Raw genomic sequence first — 13,589 nt, 5'->3', positions numbered from 1 at the left:
GTTGGTCTCCCCGAGTGCGGAGGAGTCGATCCGATATGACGGCAAGCGAAACAGGCTGGAGTCCGGCCCTGTACCGCGGCGGCACGCACACCGGGTGGGTCGTGTCATGGCCTCGGTAACGCGTTCGCTCGGTCTTCCCGTCGCAGCGCGGGAAGTCTGGTCCCTGATCGGCGAGTTCGGGGCGGTCGACCGCTGGTTCCCCGGCGTCGAGGACATCAAGCTACGGCAGACGAACGCAGGACTCGAACGCGTCGTGATGTTCGGCGGCACCGAGTTCGTGGAGCGCCTCGTCGAGGTGGACGACGAGGCCATGTGTGTCGTGTATACGATGCCCGCCCCACCACTGCCTATCTCGCATCACCGCGCGAGGCTGTCGGTGACCGCCGACGGCGACGCGAACTGCACGGTGACCTGGCGCGCGACGTTCGACGCTGACGACGAGGTACTCGCGATGGTGGACGACGCAATGGGCAAGCACACTTTTCAAGTGGGCCTCGACGCGCTGGCCGCATGGTTCGGCGGACGAGGACAGGCGTGAGCGGCAGCGACTCCGTTGTGCTGTTGAGCCGACCGTCCGCCCACGTTCTCGAAGTCACGATGAACCGGCCGGAAAAGCTCAACGCCCTCGACGCCGGGCTGCGCGCCGGCCTGCGGAACGCGGTGCGCGTCGCCCGGGATGACAAGGACGTGCGTGTGGTGGTGCTCTCCGGAGCGGGACGCGCGTTCTGCGTCGGAGCCGATGTCGGGCGGGATTCGGACTACGGAAAGAGGTCGCCCGAGGACGACCGCCGACACATCCTCGACGACTCGATCGAGCTGTGCCTTGATGTCTGGCGACTTCCGGTGCCGGTGATCGCAAAGATCAGCGGATATTGCCTCGGCCTCGCCACGATCCTCGCGAACTGCTGCGACATCGTCATCTGCGAGGAGGAAGCGACCGTGGGCTGGCCCGCCCTCCCGCTCGGCGGCGGTCTGATCAGCCCCACCTGGGTATGGCATGTCGGGATACACCAGGCCAAGGAAATGAGCTACCAGGTCGGCTCCAAGATGACCGGCCGGAAGGCCGCGGCGTGCGGGTTCGCCAACCACGCCGTGCCCGCCGCCCAGCTCCACTCGTTCACCAGCGAAATGGCGGTGAACATCGCCCGGATCTCCCGCGATCTGCTCACGCTGAAGAAGGATGCGCTCAACCAGGTGCACGGCCGGCTCGGCTTCGAAGAGGCCGTGCGGGCTGGGGCCGCATGGGACGCGCTCGCGCACACGACCCAGGCCGCCGCCGAGGTACGCGTCCAGCGGGAGCGGGACGGGCTGGCCGCGACCATCGCGGCGTGGCGATCGACGAGTGAACCCGTTGACAGCACGAGGACGGTGTCATGAAACCATCGACCGACTACCTGCGCGACACGCGTTCCGTCGCCGTCATCGGCGCGTCGGAGCGCAGCCCGTACGCGGCCATGGCCGTGCGGAATCTCGTCGCGTACGGCTTTGCCGGCGAGATCCTGCCCGTGCACCGGGCCGGCGGGACGTTGCTCGATCACAAGGTCTACCGCGATATCGAGAGCCTGCCCGTCGACCCCGACCTCGCAGTCATCGGCGTCTCGCCGGACCGGGCGATCGAAGCGGTGGAGCAGCTCGCCTCGCGTGGTTGCCGTCGGGTCGTGCTCATTGCGGACGGCTACGACGAGCGGGCGGACGATGTCGGCGTCGCCCGAACGGACCAGCTGCGGCGGGTGTGTGAACAGCACCAAGTCGAGCTGGTCGGCCCTAACGGGATCGGGATCGCGGCCTTCGCGGACAGCACCGTGCTGATCTGCGAGCCCATCCCGGCCGGAGTCCGGCCGGGGCACGTCTCGATCGTCAGCCACAGCGGGGCGTTGATCTCCGGAATGCTGGACGGGTTCGTCACCGAGAGCGTTGGGGTGAACGTCGTTGTCTCCGTGGGCAACGGCGTGGTGACCGGCCTGCTGGACTGGCTGGAGTGGATGGTCGACGACCCGGCGACCACGACCGTCGCCTGCTATGCCGAAGGCATCGACGACCTGGCCCGGTTCCGGGAGATCGCGGAGCGCGCCGCCACCCGCGGTGTCCTCGTCGTGCTGCTCGCCGCGGGTCGGCACGCGCTCGCACGCGACATCGCGCTGTCCCACACCGCCTCGATCGCGACGGATCGCAGTCTGCTGGAGGCTCTGTGCGCCGACACCGGGGTCGCTCTGGTGCCGGACATCGAAACCATGGTGACGGTCTGCCACCTGCACGACCGCGGGCTCGCGGCCGATTCGGCGGCCGGGCGCGGTCCGATCGTGATCACGGCGTCGGGCGGCGCCGCGACACTGTCCGCCGACCTCGCCGGAGACGCCGGCCTGAAGCTGCCGGACCTCAGTGACGTATCGCGGTCTCTGCTGGCCGAATTCGTCTCGGCATCGGGGTACATCGGCAATCCGATGGACCTCACCGCCTCGGGTGGCTTGGACGAAGAGTCCCGGCTCAGGCTCTATGAGTCCTTGCTCGGCGACGAGAAGGTCACCGGCGGTCTCTACGTCTTGGGTGTCACGTATCCGGACGACGCGGATTTCCGGGCGATGCACCGGTCGATGCTGAGTGTCCTGGCCCGTTCGACCGAGCGCACGGGGCAGCATGTGATCATCACCGGCGTCGCCGACCAAGAGGTGACGGACTGGATGGGCCGGCTCGTCCGGGACAATCCCAGGGTGGGTCTGGTGCGCAGCCTGCGCCGCAGCGCTGACGCGCTCGCGATCCTCCAGCGGCGAACCCAGTACGCACGCGCCGATCCAGCGCCGCTCGCCGAGTACGACCACCGAGCCGACCATACGGAGTGGATCAGTGAGCCCGCGGCGAAGGATCTGCTCGCGTCGTGTGGTCTGTCTGTTCCCCCAGGGAGCCGGCTGCGGCACGTGGATGACCTCGACGGCCTGCCCGGCAACGGCCCGTACGCCGTAAAGGGCGTCGTGCGGGGCGCCCTTCACAAGGCCCGCCTCGGGCTGGTCGGGCTCGGGGCGGTGGATGCGGCGGGTGTGCGGACGGCTTGCGAGGCGATCCGGCGCAGCGCCACCGAACACGGGCTCGACGAGCGTTTCGAAGGTTTCCTCGTGGAGGAGATGGTCGGCGGATTCGAGGTCATGGTTTCGGTCCGGTGGGTCAAGGGTGTGCCGTTCCTGACACTCGCGCTCGGCGGAACCCTGGTCGAGGCATTGCGGACGAGCGCGAGCATTCCGCTGCCGATGCACGCCACGTCCTGGGATTCGCTGCTGGACCGATCAGGGCTGCACCAGATCGTCGAAGCCTTGCCGGCCGGGGGTGCGGAGTCCCTTTGCCGGGTCTGCGAGCTGGTCGGCCGGCACGCGACCGAGGGGTCGCTGGCGCGATTCGAGACGGTCGAGCTGAACCCCGTGATCATCGGGGAAGACGGCCAGGCACATATCGTCGACGCGGTGCTCCTGTGAGCCGCGATCCGCTGGTCACGTCGATCGCCGACCTCGACATCGCGATCGGAGGCCGGGAACGACCGCGTGAAGACATCGCTCTCATCGCCGGTGCCGCCGACCAGCTCGGGGTGGGCACGGTGTGGGTTACCGAAGGGGTGGGCCGCGACGCGTTCTCGCTGCTGACGGAACTAGCGTTGCGGACCACCAGGATCGGGCTGGGCACAGGGATCGTGAACGTATTCAGCCGTACCCCGACGGCGCTGGCCCAGGCCGCCGCGAGCCTGCTCGAGCTCATGGGAACCCGCACCTTCAACCTCGGGCTCGGCACGAGCGGGCGTGGCCTCGTCGAGGATTACCACGGGATTCCCTTCGAGCGACCGGTCACCAGAATGAAGGAGACAATCGGCGCGCTCGATCGTGTGTTCACGACGGGCTCGCTACCCGTGGGCGGCGCCGAGTTCCGCTTCGGCGGGCTGGCGCTGGGGGTACCCACGGACCGGGCGCGGCTCAGACTGTATGTGGCCGGGCTGACCGAAAAGACCCTCGAGGTAACGGGCACGGTCGCGGATGGCTGGTTGCCCATCTGGCCGTCCCGACGCGAATCCGGCCAGCAGGTCGGGGTTATCCGGAAGGCGGCGACGGCGGCGAACCGCCCGATGCCGACGGTCGCTGGTTACCTCTACGGCGCGGTCGGCACCGAGCCCGCACTCGCCGCTCATCTGCGGGCCAACCTCGCCTGGTATGTCGCCGCGAACGGCACGGCCTACCGCAGGCTGTTCGAGCGCTACGGCTATGCCGACGAAGTCGACCGGATTTGCCGATTGTGGACAACAGGTGAGCGGGAGCGCGCGCGCCGTGCGGTCACCGATGAAATGCTCGCCGACTGCACGCTGCTCGGTGAGCCCGCCGAGGTCCTACGCCAAGCCGGCGCCTTCCGCGACGCGGGTGTCGACCGGCCAGTGCTTCGCCTGCCGAAACAGGTTCCGGCCACGGATTGTGTACGGATGCTCACCGAGCTGGCAGGGGTGCGGCAGTGACCACGCCCAGCTACCGGGAACTGCCCCTGATCGACGCCGCGGGCGACTACCGGCACGCTTGGGACGTCTTCCCGCCGGACGACAACCTTGGTTGCCTGCGCCGCCTCACCCCTGAGGCACGGGGCCGCGGCCTGGCCACGGTCACCGAGAACACCGTAGTCACCATCTCACTGCCGGTGAACGAGCCCGCTCCCCCGCTGTTCGGCAGGAAAGAAATCGAGCACCGGATGTTCGCTCCGACCCGGAACACCGTGGACGACCGGCTCGACAGCTTCTTCCCGCAGGCATCGACCCAATGGGACGGTTTCCGGCACGTCCGCGCACGCGAGTTCGGCTTCTTCACCGGATATACGGGCGACTTCGCGGCAAACGACCGGCTCGGGATCAACCATTGGGCGGCAACCGGGATCATCGGCCGAGGCATCCTGCTCGATGTCGCCGCCCAGTTCCATGCGCCGCACGATCCGGACGAGTGGATCATCGACGCCGAAGCACTGGCCCTGGCCGCCGAGCACGCCGGTGTCCAGGTGGCACGGGGCGACGTGCTGTGCGTGCGAACGGGCTGGATGAAGCGGTACCAGGACAGCGACCTGGAAACCCGAGCACGCCTCGCGAACGAAAGGTCGTGGCCCGGGCTGGCCGGATCGAGCGCGGTCGCCGAGTTGTTGTGGGACTGGGGAGTTTGTGCGGTCACCGCGGACAATCCAGCGGTGGAGGCCAGCCCTGGCAGAACGCGGGACGGGTCACTGCATCGGCGCCTGCTTCCGCTGCTCGGGATGCCGATGGGAGAGCTGTTCACCTTTGACCGCCTGGCGGAAACCTGTGCCGAGCTCGGCCGTTGGGAGTTCCTCTTCGTTTCGGTGCCGTTGAATCTTCCCGGAGGTGTCGGCTCGCCGGGAAATGCGGTAGCCATTCTGTGAACGGTCAGCGGGCTACCGGGCGATTTCGCCTGAACCAGCGACGTCCCGCCAGTCGAGCTCCACCCGGATTCGAGTCAATCGAGTGGACGCGATCTTCCAGCCCTCCCGGCTCCGGACGTACCTCTCGTGGTAGTGGCCGAACCCGTGCAACCGGGCCATTGGCGAGCTGTCCGGAAAGACGAGGAGATCTTCCATCGCCCAGATACCACGCGCTTCGGTCGGAGAAAGAACGTCGATCTCCGGCATGTGCCCGTGATGCACACTGGTCACCTGCGCCATCCTCGTCTTGACCAGCGCAAGGAACTCGTCGCGGCCCTGCGGGCCCACGATTCGCCGGCCCGGTCGGCCACTTTCATTGGGGCCGATCCTCGCGTCTTCGGTGAAGACGCCGCGAAACCCCTCCCAGTCCTGGCCATCGAGGCTGCGGAAGTAGCGCGCCTTGAGCTGCTTGATGGCCTCAATCGCAGCCAGCCGCTCGACGTCACCCACCGGTGCGTCCGAGACCATGATCACCACATCCTCACTTACCCGGGACCCAAGTGATCCTGTCGACCGCGAAGACATTGAAATGGCCGATGAATCCCGGCAGGTCCGCGTCCGCCTCGGCCCAGGCCGGCGATTTCGCCGCCTCCTGTTTCGCGGCCTCGGAGTCGAATTTCATGATCGCGAACGCATCGGGCGCCGGCGCTGACGTGACCGGCCATCCTTCTTGCGCATTGTCGGTCAAGAAGGATTCGTACCAGGCAAGTCCTGGAAATCGCTTGGCGAGCGGACCGTGCGTTTCCCTCAGATGGTTGCGAAATTCTTCGACACTGGTTCCCGGCCAGCGGTAGATCGCGAACAGGAGATAACATTCATCATTCGACATTGACTCATCCATCCACGCTGGAGAGATCAGTTCCGCACTGGGTTGTGGTTGTAGCCGGGGAGAAGCAGATGCCCGGCTTCGACCGGTATCGCTACGCCGGTAACGTGTGCGGCCAGCCCTGAGTTGAGGTACAGGGCCGTGTCGGCGATCGACGAGGGCGGCAAGAAGCTTCGTCCCTTGAGCACTCCGTAGCGATAGCCGCCCTCGTACCACTCCTCGGCGGTACCGCCGGGGTGGCCGGCCACCCGGTCGAATTGGTACTGGTTGCGAATCATATCGGTGTCGATCACGCCAGGGCAGATCGCGTTGCAGCGCACCCCATGGGGAGCCAGCTCCACGGCCATCGTCTTCATCAGCCCGATCAGCCCGTGCTTGGCAGCGGTGTAGTGGGCGTGGTGCGCGCCGGCCTCGAGCCCGTTGACCGACGCGATCACCACGATCGAACCGGCCTGCCGGTCGATCATGTGGCGACCGACTGCCTTCGCCGTTTTCCAGACACCGGTCAGATTGATATCCATCATGTCGGCCCACGTCTGCTCATCCAGCTCCCAGAACGGCCCTGTCGACCAGACACCGGCGTTGGCGATGACCGAGTCGATGTGCCCGAACTCCGTGATTCCACGGGCAACCGCGGCGTTCATCTCCTCCTGCGATCGAACGTCCGCCTGTATCGCCAGCGCTCGCCGGCCATGGGCCTCTACAGCCCGGGCGGTCTCCTTCAGGTCCTCCGGGCTTGCCAGTGGATAGGGCACACTGTCGATCGGTTCACCGATGTCGAGGATGATGACATCGGCTCCCTCCCGAGCGGACGTGACCGCGTGCTCCCGCCCCTGGCCACGGGCACCACCTGTGATGAGGACAACCGCACCATCCAGCAAACCCATTCGTGCGCTCCTTTCGGTTTCGAACCGTGTGACGGCTCGAGCGATGCTTGGATCGATTGCACTGTGACCACCGATGTGACCACCACTGTGTCGCCGCATCAAGGCGCCGGGACGGAGCCGTCCTTACTGGCCGTCGTCGTGCCGTGCCCAGAGCTGACGAGACTGACTCCGCTGTCCCGCTCGATCCGGTTGGCATGCCGCTCAGCGACGACGGAGATGACCGCGGCGATGAGCAAAAGACCCGTCATTACGTAGAAACCGGCATTCTGATTGCCTGTCACGTCCGAGAGGTAGCCAGTGACGAGTGGGCTGAAGAATCCCGCGGCAGCGCCCATCGAGTTAATCAGCGCGAGCGCGGCCACCAGCCCGGTTCCCGCGAACACGCGGTTGGCGATCGGCATGTACAGGCCGATGGCGTTACCCGCCAATGCGACCGCGCCGAGCGCGATGATCAGAACCCACGGTCCCCTCGCGACAGTCGTGGTCAGGCAGCCCACGGCTCCGGCTACCGAAGCCCCCACGAGAAGCCAGCCGCTGCGGCCCCTCTTCCCCGCGATGATGCCCAGGATGAGGGCGCCGATGAGTGCGATCAACGTCGGGATGCCGGTGATCAACGCCGATTGCAGTGAGGTGAAGGTGGTGCCGAACTGCTTCTTGAACCCGAGCACGATCGTCGGCGCCCAGACGGAAATCGTGTAGTAGGCGTAGAAGAAGGCGAAGTAGCCGAAGCCCATCACCCACGGCCGCCATTGCCGTAGCACCTGCCAGATCGACAAGTGCGGCACGTTGGCGCTGACCGCGTCGGCATCGAGCATCGCTTGATACTTCCGCCGTTCTGTGTCGGTCCACCACTTCGCGTCGCGCGGGTGGTCGCGGAGCCAGAGCGCGGTGGGGATGACCGCGAGCAGGGCCACCACCCCGAGCATGACCAGCAGGAAACGCCAGCCGTGGCCGCCGTCGAAGTTGAGGTGGCCGCCGAGCGAGACGAGGCTGTTCGCGATCAGTGGACCAAAGACACCGGAGAGCCCAATGGCCACACCGTAGAGTGTGTACGCCAACGGCCGGTAGGACCGGATGAACCAGACGGAAATGAAGAAGTAGAGCGCGGGGTTGATACCGGCCTCAGCGACGCCGAGCAGGAACCGGCCGAGGTAGAGCATCTCCTTGTTCGGCGCGAAACCGATCAAGACCTGGATCACACCCCAGGTGAGCATGATCCGGATAACCCAGAGCCGGGTCCCGAACTTCGCCAGCAGCCCGGAGGTGGGGACTTCGAATATCACGTACCCAATGGTGAGGATGCTCACCGCGAAGCCGAACGTGGTCGCGGTGAGGCCTAGTTCTTTGTTCATCCCCAAGGGGCCGGCGAACGCAATCGAGATTCGGTCGAGATAGGCGACGAGTGCAAGAAATCCGACGAGTGGCATTACCCGCCATATCGCCTTGCGCGAAAGCCGCTTGACTTCTTCCGCGGAGAGGGAAACGTCAGGTGTGGTCATCAGCTCTTCACACCTCCGTCAGCCACGTTCCGCAAGCCCGTCGCGGCAACAGCCGCGGGGGTTACCTCAACGAGGCTCGCCCAATCCATCAAGGCCATGATCGAACACGCTCCTTTTTCGACAACGGTGTCGACTCAACAGCGTCGTGAACCAATTTCATGGACTTCGCGCGCATCAAACAGCTACGAAAGCCGGATCGTCAACGTCTGAGTTCTGTGATGGTTTTCAGTTGTATAAACTGTTTCCTCGCTCGATGGGAAGGCGTCGTTTCGAGGCGAGCCGGCGCCGTTCGTGGGGTGACCAAGCGACTACCCGGCCTTACTTGCCGCGTAGTCGCGAGCCTTTGCGGCCAAGTCCGAATCCCACCTGCCCAGGGCGATGAAGTCGAAGCCTTCGTCAATCGCTTCATAGATATCCGGAGCCGGCGAGCCCACGGCCACACCGGCCGCCGGCGTCCCTACCGCGACCCCGGCGGCCTTACACGCGGAAATGACCTTCCTCCGGTATGGCGTCAGCCTGGGGTCGGTGATGTCGAAGGTACGGATACCCATGCTGACGGCGCCGTCCCCTGCTCCCCAGACGACGCCACCGACACCGGGCACCGCGACCAGTTCCTCGATGTTTTCCCAAGCGGCGACGTTCTCGACGAGCAGCAGTAGTAGCAGCTCACCGTGTTCGTTCAGCGGCCACAAATCCGCCTTCTCGTAATAGTCCGGCACCGAGGTCATCCCCCAGTACCGCATCGCCTGAAACGGCAATGATCCTCGAACACCCTGCGGCCCAATACCGTCGGGCCCCAGCGGGTAGCGCGCGGCCTCGACGGCTGCTGCCACATCGTCCGCGTTCATCACTTGGGGAAGCAGAATACCCATCGCGCCGTAGTCAAGCGCCTGTTTGGTCATCCATTGGTTGCGTTCGCTCGCGTTCGGCGGAGTCCGGACGATCGGCGAGGCCGGCGCCGGCTGCTGGGCAGCCGTGCGCCGGCTCACCATCCACTGCAAGGTATGTCCCAGGTCCGGGAAATGAAAACCGGTGTGCTCCATGTCGACAAACGCGAAGTCTGCCGAAGAATCGCCCGCGACCCGGGCAGCGGCGAAGTCGCCGGACTGCACCCAGGTGCCGAACGCGATCTCCTTCCGCGCCAATTTGTCGATCAATCCGTTGATGCGGGCCACTGCGCGCTCCTCACCTGCGTTCCTGCTGTGCCGTTCGTTACCAATCCGACCACAGCCACGGCTATCCGGCTTGCGTAGCAACGATTACGCGCTGTTCGGAGTCCGCCTGCTTTTGGTCGGATTAATACCGGGTTTCACACTCGATCAGGCTCTCGATTTGACCTGGTTCCCAGCAATCAGGACATGCCGAGCATCTCTTTCGCCTCGTCCGGCGTAGCAACTTCCCGGCCGAGCTCCTTGGCGATTTCGACGATGCGTCGAGCTATTTCGGCGTTGCTGGGCGTGCCGAGCTTCGGATACGCGAAGTCGCCTGTTCCGAGAGCAAGGTGACCGCCGTTCGAGATCACCTCCGCGGCGATGTCAAAAATGTCGCCACCGTAGACGGCCGCACTCCATTCGTTCGGCAGTCCCTCCGGGATCAGGCTCAGGTAGGCACGCAGGCCGGCCAGTGTGCCGGGATGGTTCGCGAAGGTGGCTCCCGCACTGTGCCCGAGAGACATCCAGACCGGGCCGTCGAGGATACCCAGCCGGTGAAAGATCTCCGCGAGCCGCATTTGCGGTGCGTTCCAGATCTGGAGGTAAGGCTTGACCGAGATCTTCCGGATCGTCTCCGCGAAGAATTTGAGCGTCGCGGTGGTGTTGACATAGGTGTTCTCTTGAGTCAGGAAGTCGGTGCCGTCCGCGTTGAGCTGATCCCAGTTACTGCTGCCCATGTCCAGCGGAACGAAATCCGGCGTGAGGCCACTCTCCGAAAGGCGAATGATGTTCGACAGTCTTGTTGCCGGATCAGTAACCTGGGTTTCCGCGCCCAGCGTGGGGTGCACCAAGATGTCGGAGCCCTTGCGGATCCTCTCGACAATCGCGTGGTAGGTTTCGAAGGTGAGATCGGGCGCGCCTTTTTTCGTCCGGCCATGGAAATGAAAGGCGGTAGCCCCCGCCTCGCGGCACTCGTCGGCGACCTTGCCGATTTCGTCCACGGTGTACGGAACGCGTGGACTCACATCGCGCATCGTGTACTCGTTGACACGCATCTCGAGGATCAGCTTTTTCTTCGGAGCCATGAAAAGTCCTTCCGCACGACTGACGGAGCTCAGGATTTGATCTCACTGCGCATCCGTTCTTCAAGGCCAACGATAGGGTGAACGGTCCGGCAGCACTATCGGCTCCGTGCATGGTTATGTGGTACCGCATGCACACCGGCCTGGTCGCACGCGGTCGTCCCCGCTAGCCCCGTTCCGAGGTCCGGCCGGAGCCCTGCGTCCGCACGTCCCGCGGGGAGATGCCGTACTCCCGTTTGAACGCCTGGGAGAAGTGCGTCGCGTCGGAAAACCCCCACCGGAAGGCGATTTCGGTGACCGAGCCGCCGCTGGGGTCGGCCAGATCCTCACGGCAGCGCGCGAGCCTCGTCCGGCGGATAAACGACGCGACGGTGTCCCCACTGTCCTCGAAAGCGGCATGCAGCGTACGCAACGAGGCCAGCAGTTCCCGTGCGATCGGCTCCGGGCCAAGTGCTGGATCAGCGAGGTGAGCACGGATATAGCGGCGTGCACGGGCGCGCAGTGCTTCGCGCCGCAAGGTCTTGCTGGCAGGCAGTAGCGGCTCGACCGCCGAGCGAAGCAGTTCCAGTGCCACTTCTGCCGCGGTGACGCGCATCCGGGCGTCCATGTCGGACAACTCGGAGATCATGGCGTCCACGTACCGGGCCAGGAAACGCGCGCCCGGCAAGCTACCGAGCGCGGGCACCGAAGCCACTTCACCGAGCCGTGGACAGACGTTGAGCACTAGATCCCGCGGAAACACCAGGGTCCGCTTGATGAAGGGCTCGACTATCTCCAGGTCGACCCGCCGCGCTCCGTCCCACAGATCCAGCTGTCCCGCGGTGACCACAATCGGCTCGGCATGGGGCCCCTTGACCCGCTCAACGCCAGACAGCACCATCTGGACGCCGATGCGGTCCTCACCCGGGTCCCCCATCACAGCCGGGCCGCGGCGCCCCATGAAGGGCTCAGCCCGGCATTCGACCAGGTCCATGGGCCCGAGGCGGGTTCGCACCACCTCACCGACGAAGCCGCGGTCATTCCCGGCAGGAAAACCGATGTCGAAGCCGACATGTGTTGCGGCGAGCACGCACTGCCACTCCTGCGTCGTACGGACGCCCCGCCCGGACCGGACGACCCACCGCTCATCGTGCTCGATAATGTTGTCGACCTGCATCGCTTGCTCCATCGCGCCACGTTGCACGGGGTGAACCGACCGCGAGCGGTTCACAAACACCACGATCCTGTCCCACAACGCGCGGGTAAACAAGCCTGGCGAGGCCCGTTCCGGGTCGCAGCCGGTCCAGGCCGACGGCTGTTACTCCGGCGGGACGTTGTGATTGTGGTGGAAAAGATTGCCGGGATCGTACTTTCCTTTGATGCTGACGAGCCTGTCCCAGGTCGCGTCCGGATAGGCCTCGTGCATCAAGCCCCCGCCCTCTTCGCCCAGAAATCCGGTGTAGACACCCGGGCCCGGTCGCAGCGAGTCGGCCAGCGTGGCGACCCAAGCTTCGTGTGCCGTGGCCTGGCTTGCGTCCTCGTAGATGGCGATGACATTGACCATCATGCGCCGGTGCCGGTGTGCGAACGCGGTCGCATCGGCCGGCACCCTGGCGACCGCCCCACCCATGATCCGGAACTGGACGGCGGGCACCTGTGCTGACGACGTGCCCACTGCCGCGACAATCCTGGCCGCGGCCTCCTCGTCCAGGCTGTCGAGGAACATGTTCCGGTGTGCGGCGATCGGGCGGTTCTCATCCTCGGGCGCCAGCAGCTGCTGGTACGGCTTCGGGCCGACCAGATCCGCGAGCGGCGCGGCCACCGCACGTAACGGTGCGATCGCGCGTTCGGCGGATTCGGACGGGCCGTTGTACGCCAGAGTCGCCAGCAAAATGGGTTTCCCATGGACATCCGCCGGCAGAAACGGCAACGGGGGCGCGGACATCACCATCACGACGGTCGATAGCTCGTCGGGAGCCGCATCGGCGGCCGCGATGAACTTGGTTACGATGTCTGGCGTCGCCGCGTGGACCAGCACCCCGCCGGTGAACTGGGAGACATCGCGCAGGCGGTACTTGAAGCGTGTCACGACACCGAAGTTGCCGCCGCCGCCCTTCAGGGCCCAGAACAGGTCGGGATGGGAGGCGTCATCCACGCGCTGGAGCTGCCCGTCGGCGGTGACGATTTCAGCCGCCAGCAGGTCATCCACGGTGAGGCCGTATTTGCGGGACAGCAGGCCGAGCCCGCCGGCCAGAGTTGCGCCGCCGATTCCGACCGACGCGGTGTCACCGAACCCGGTCGCCAAACCGTGCCGTGCGGTGGCATTGGTGTATTCGCCGGCGGTCAGCCCGGTCTGTGCCCAAGCTGTGCGCTGGTCGACGTCGATTTCCAGGTCACGCAGCCGCGACAGGTCGAGCACGACCCCGCCGTCGACCACACCGTAACCGGCCGGACTGTGCCCGCCACCCCGAATGGCCAACTCCACGCCCGCTTCCTGGACGATGGAGACGACCTTGGCCACTTCGCCGGCGTCGCCCGGCAGCGCGATCACGACCGGATGCCGGTCGTAGCCGCCGGAGAATACCCTTCGCGCTCGTTCGTAGCGGGGATCCTCCGGTGTGATCAGCGCGTTCGCACCCAGCGCGAGCCGCAGCGAAGAGACCACGCCGGACTTCGCCTCGCGAGTGTCGTGCACCATTGCATTCACCTCGAATCGGTTGGGGCCT

The 13,589-nt window shown here is 65.7% G+C and carries 13 protein-coding genes; 5 read left to right on the top strand and 8 right to left on the bottom strand.

Annotation, left to right across the window (positions count from 1 at the left end; translation table 11 throughout):
• Positions 1–106 precede the first annotated feature (106 nt).
• The 5 genes from GKO32_RS00555 to GKO32_RS00535 are packed head-to-tail and all read left to right on the top strand — an operon-like array spanning position 107 to position 5,400.
• Positions 107–538, top strand: coding sequence for an SRPBCC family protein (locus tag GKO32_RS00555; RefSeq protein ID WP_166459300.1), 432 nt, complete (start codon positions 107–109; stop codon positions 536–538).
• Positions 535–1,377, top strand: coding sequence for an enoyl-CoA hydratase/isomerase family protein (locus tag GKO32_RS00550; protein WP_166459299.1), 843 nt, complete (start codon positions 535–537; stop codon positions 1,375–1,377). Before GKO32_RS00555 ends, GKO32_RS00550 begins: the two co-directional genes overlap by 4 nt.
• Positions 1,374–3,461, top strand: a complete 2,088-nt coding sequence (locus GKO32_RS00545; RefSeq protein ID WP_154754739.1) for an acetate--CoA ligase family protein — start codon at positions 1,374–1,376, stop codon at positions 3,459–3,461. Before GKO32_RS00550 ends, GKO32_RS00545 begins: the two co-directional genes overlap by 4 nt.
• Positions 3,458–4,480 carry an LLM class flavin-dependent oxidoreductase gene (locus GKO32_RS00540; RefSeq protein ID WP_166459298.1) on the top strand — a complete coding sequence of 341 codons (1,023 nt, stop codon included), beginning with the start codon at positions 3,458–3,460 and terminating at the stop codon, positions 4,478–4,480. Before GKO32_RS00545 ends, GKO32_RS00540 begins: the two co-directional genes overlap by 4 nt.
• Positions 4,477–5,400 (top strand): cyclase family protein, encoded by a 924-nt coding sequence (locus tag GKO32_RS00535; protein WP_312867373.1) that lies wholly within the window; start codon positions 4,477–4,479, stop codon positions 5,398–5,400. Before GKO32_RS00540 ends, GKO32_RS00535 begins: the two co-directional genes overlap by 4 nt.
• Before the next feature lie 12 nt (positions 5,401–5,412).
• Here the strand turns inward: GKO32_RS00535 and GKO32_RS00530 are convergent, their stop codons facing one another.
• The 8 genes from GKO32_RS00530 to GKO32_RS00495 all read right to left on the bottom strand — a co-directional run bounded on the left by GKO32_RS00530 (position 5,413) and on the right by GKO32_RS00495 (position 13,561).
• Positions 5,413–5,907, bottom strand: coding sequence for a nuclear transport factor 2 family protein (locus GKO32_RS00530; protein WP_154754736.1), 495 nt, complete (start codon positions 5,905–5,907; stop codon positions 5,413–5,415).
• A gap of 13 nt (positions 5,908–5,920) precedes the next feature.
• On the bottom strand, positions 5,921–6,280 hold the full coding sequence (locus GKO32_RS00525) for an EthD family reductase (RefSeq protein ID WP_154754735.1): 360 nt from the start codon (positions 6,278–6,280) through the stop codon (positions 5,921–5,923).
• A gap of 14 nt (positions 6,281–6,294) precedes the next feature.
• Positions 6,295–7,152 carry a mycofactocin-coupled SDR family oxidoreductase gene (locus GKO32_RS00520; RefSeq protein ID WP_154754734.1) on the bottom strand — a complete coding sequence of 286 codons (858 nt, stop codon included), beginning with the start codon at positions 7,150–7,152 and terminating at the stop codon, positions 6,295–6,297.
• Positions 7,153–7,250: 98 nt separating this feature from the next.
• On the bottom strand, positions 7,251–8,651 hold the full coding sequence (locus GKO32_RS00515; RefSeq protein ID WP_154754733.1) for an MFS transporter: 1,401 nt from the start codon (positions 8,649–8,651) through the stop codon (positions 7,251–7,253).
• 308 nt (positions 8,652–8,959) lie between these two features.
• Complete coding sequence (locus GKO32_RS00510) at positions 8,960–9,907, bottom strand: aldolase/citrate lyase family protein (RefSeq protein WP_154754732.1); 948 nt, start codon at positions 9,905–9,907, stop codon at positions 8,960–8,962.
• A 95-nt stretch (positions 9,908–10,002) separates the two neighbouring features.
• On the bottom strand, positions 10,003–10,887 hold the full coding sequence (locus tag GKO32_RS00505) for a beta-keto acid cleavage family enzyme (RefSeq protein ID WP_154754731.1): 885 nt from the start codon (positions 10,885–10,887) through the stop codon (positions 10,003–10,005).
• A 163-nt stretch (positions 10,888–11,050) separates the two neighbouring features.
• Positions 11,051–12,040, bottom strand: a complete 990-nt coding sequence (locus GKO32_RS00500; RefSeq protein ID WP_166459297.1) for a helix-turn-helix domain-containing protein — start codon at positions 12,038–12,040, stop codon at positions 11,051–11,053.
• A 141-nt stretch (positions 12,041–12,181) separates the two neighbouring features.
• Complete coding sequence (locus GKO32_RS00495) at positions 12,182–13,561, bottom strand: FAD-binding oxidoreductase (RefSeq protein ID WP_154754729.1); 1,380 nt, start codon at positions 13,559–13,561, stop codon at positions 12,182–12,184.
• Positions 13,562–13,589: the final 28 nt, after the last annotated feature.

It is taken from the genome of Amycolatopsis pithecellobii (genome assembly GCF_009707865.1).
GTDB classification, from domain to species: Bacteria; Actinomycetota; Actinomycetes; order Mycobacteriales; family Pseudonocardiaceae; genus Amycolatopsis_E; species Amycolatopsis_E pithecellobii.
Note: the sequence above shows the minus strand (reverse complement) of the source record. Positions and strands in the feature narration are given on the sequence as shown.